Below are 3548 nucleotides of genomic sequence, written 5' to 3' on the forward strand. Positions count from 1 at the left end.
ATGAGCTGGCCTGCCTTATGGCGGCGGTGGACCGTGATCCCGACGTGCTCCACCGCGACCTGCTCCGAGGCATGCGGTCGTCGAAGGTTCCCGACGGGTCGGCGATCTTGTCGCTGCTGCTGCCGCCCGAATCACTCCACCGGGTGGCACTGGTCGTACACGGTGCCCGCGATCTCGAGCGGCTGGAGGCGTTCGACCCGAGTGCGGTCGTTTCCGGACTGCGCCGTTCGGAGCTTCCGGGGACGTCGGATGCTAATGCGGTTGTCTCCAGCCTGCGCCATCCGGAGAAGCTGGAGTTCGGCCACGCCACGGACCACCTTCCCTGGCTCGTGCGACAGCTGAACGGCACCGGGCCGGCGTGCCTGGTGTCCTGCGAGGTGTCCGCCGTCGACGTCGCCAGCGCCGGTCGACACGCGCGTCGCCACGTGTCCGAACTGCTCGACCAGTACATGGCCGGGCACCGGCTGGTCGACCTGAGGCTGGGCGAGGAGGTCTTGGTCCTGCCGCAGGGTGCCATGAGGGCCAAGCACCTGTCGTCGCGACGCCCCACGCTGAACACGGCGGTCCCGCTCACGCGTGATTGGCCACAGCCGTTGCGGAACACACTGAGGATGGCTCACGTCGCCCGCACGACCTCCTCGCCGCTGCCGGCCGCCGCTCTGGCGTGGTCGGCGCTGGAGGCGTGCGAGCTTGCGCGCAAGACGCAGGAACTCGCGCGTGCCCTATCCCTGCAATCCATGCGACAGCAGATCGTCGAGGCGTATCGGCAACTCGGGCAGGCTGCCACGGCCGCCGAACGCGGCGCCCGAGAGGCGATGGCCTCCGCCAGCAAAGCCGCCCAGTCCCTCGCACGGGCAGCCGGCAAGTGCGACCCCGACAAAGCCGCCTACCCCGATCTGCGTCGCCGCGCGGACCAGGCCGACGACCGCCATCTGGTTGCCCGTGGACGCCACCGGGCCCTGCAGGCGTTGTTCGACGACCGACTGACCGCTGTCGAACGTCACGTCAAACGGACCGAGGCCGACCGACTCGACGACATCAACGCCTGGGTCGACCTCCTGCTGTCCGGCACACCCGCCGACACCCCGGAAACCGTCGATGCCCGTGACGCCCTCAACCACGTCGCCGCCGAGGTGTCGGCCCTGCCCGCGTTCCAAGTCACCGAATGGAGCACTCGGTTGGCGGACCCCCGCGCATGTGCGGACTGGCTCGTCGACCGCCAAGACAGGATCGCCACGTTGCTCAGCGCCCTGTACAGCGCACGGAATCTGTCGCTGCACGCCGGTCAGTTCCGCGCCGTCGACGACCTCACCCTGGCCACCGGTGGTTCGCTGCTGGTCGACGTCACCCTCGAGGTGCTGGGCAACTGGTACCGCAACGCGGGCACGACGCGGCCGCACACGGCACCCGAGATCATTTCCTGTCTGGCGAAGCGTCAGCAGCACCTGGTCGAGGACTTGCGCCGCGGCGGAGCAGTGCTGCGCGACCTCGACGTCGCGCTTCTGACCAGTCCGACACCGTCTGGCCGATGGCCTCATCGGTAGAAGAGATAGGAGGTGCCCTACCATTGGACGACTCAGGGCACCGCAGGGATTGCCCCCATGCTGCCCGAGACGGGAATCGAACCCGCGCCTCCTCCTTGCGGACTGGCGTGATCATGAATCACCGGCCTCTGCAGGCGGCCAGCCCCGGCGGGAACGGTACCACGCTGATCTTTTCGATCGCCAGGTCCGGCTCGTCGTTCCGGTGCTGGCCCATCCGGTGGGGGCACGGCGGTAGCCATGACCACGATCGGGCACCGGGGCTTCCCCTGCGAGGCACGGCAGTCACCCGCCCGGCTTGAACAGCACGGTGTTGACCGACCCCAGGTCTCCCGCTCGGCAGGCTGCTCACCCGCGAGGGGCGGCCGCCCGTCGCGCACACGGGTGATGCCGGGATGGCTGCGGGTGGCGTTGTTGGCGCGGGTAGGGGGACCTGGGCACGTCGACGGACTGTTAAAAATGATCCGCACGGTGCCGGCGGTCGATCTGCGATGACACTGGCTGCGTCGGTGACCACACCGCTACGCGCGAGGTGGTGCAGACGGGCGGAGCCGGGCACGAATCGGACGTTGCGGGCACCTGGGCGGTCACGACCCCGGTATCGGCGGGCCACCGCTGCTCCCCGTCCGCCATGGAAGGCTGAGCCTTGGCGCTAGTCGGGGCGACTGATGTCGAGTACGTACGAGCGGATTGTCATGTCGGGCGGCACGTTGGTCGCTTGCCCGTCGAGCTCGACCTTGAGGTCGGCCAAGTCGGCAGCTTTCGACTTCGACCAGCCGTCCGGTCGCTGATCGGGTCGCGTCCAGTACGCGAGGTAGACACCATGGCTGAGTCCGGATGGAGCGAGGTAGCGGTCGACCAGTTGGTCACGCATCGCCGTCATGAGTTCGTCGTTGTTGACGAGTTTCGCCTCGATCATCACGTAGGCGAGCCCGCCGCCGAGAGTCGGTGCCTTGACTACCAGGTCGCTGCGGTCGCCGATGCCGGCTTCCTTGCGCCTCCGCACCTGGATCTCCCGTTCTGCGGCGACTTCGTTGAACCAGTCGCCGAGACGTGCCTGGATCCAGTCGGAGATGCTGTCCTCGGACTTGGGCGAGATAGTGGAGTTCCAGATGTCCCGGAATCCGTTCGTTCTCGCGATCCGGTGTTGCAGGCGGTCGAGTGCGTGCACAACGACATCCAGCAGGTCGTCGTCGTTCCGGATGAGGCGTGCGTCGGTGCTGCGCAGGAGTGCGAGTAGTTCCTTCGGGCTTACCGTGCCCAACGCCAGGTCAGCTTGTCGAAGTCGGGCGACGCGTTGGTGGTCGGCGATGACCTGTTGGTCGATGTCGGACCGGTTCTCTCGCAGTCGTGCCAGTTCATCCGACTTGCCGAGGTCTGCCAGTCGGTTGAGTGCTCGGTTACGCACGTCCCTGACGTCGTGCTCGGTGCTGCGGATGAATCCGCTCCGCATGGGCGGATCGGACCCATAGGGGTAGGTGTCGAGCAACAGTGCCGTGAGAATCGCGAGGCGTGTGGAGTCGAGGGCCGTCACGTCCAGACGGCCGGCTCGCGCGGCGAACTCGTCCGTGGTGAGGGGTGTTGTGACGAGGTCGTCCACGACCTTGTTCGGCGCCAAGGTCGCCAGGTGCAGGGATGCGCGAGAAGCCAGCGCTGAATCGGTGCCCTGCGCCAGTCGGGTGCAGAGGTCGAGCGCGGCCGTCCTTTGCCCGTGTTCGACAAGAAGGTCGAGCAGGCTCCCGGCGAGTTCACCGGAGTAGCGCCCAGAGGCGAGCCTCCGCGAGATCGCGGGCGCGAGGTCCGCGGCGAAGTGGCGATACACCGCGAACTGGGACAAGAAGTCCCCGGAAGGGGGCAGTGCGTCCAGATGTGTGAGTGCCGCGGTACGGAGGAGAGAGAGGACGTCCTCGGTGAGGTTCTCGAAGAGCGTCGGGCGCAGTTCGTCACCGGTACCTGGTCCCCAGGTCGCGATGATCGCCTCTGCCCAGCGTTCCCACACGCTCGACT

The 3548-nt window shown here is 67.5% G+C and carries 2 protein-coding genes; one reads left to right on the top strand and one right to left on the bottom strand.

Annotated features, from left to right (window positions below; translation table 11 throughout):
- The coding region (locus AB0G02_RS31665; protein WP_360801399.1) for a hypothetical protein at window positions 1–1544 on the top strand (1544 nt) is incomplete at its 5' end.
- A gap of 649 nt (window positions 1545–2193) precedes the next feature.
- On the opposite strand, the gene AB0G02_RS31670 is transcribed toward AB0G02_RS31665, so the two are convergent.
- The coding region (locus tag AB0G02_RS31670; RefSeq protein WP_360801402.1) for a hypothetical protein at window positions 2194–3548 on the bottom strand (1355 nt) is incomplete at its 5' end.

Origin of the sequence: Actinosynnema sp. NPDC023658, from assembly GCF_040639995.1 — a bacterium.
GTDB lineage: Bacteria > Actinomycetota > Actinomycetes > Mycobacteriales > Pseudonocardiaceae > Actinosynnema.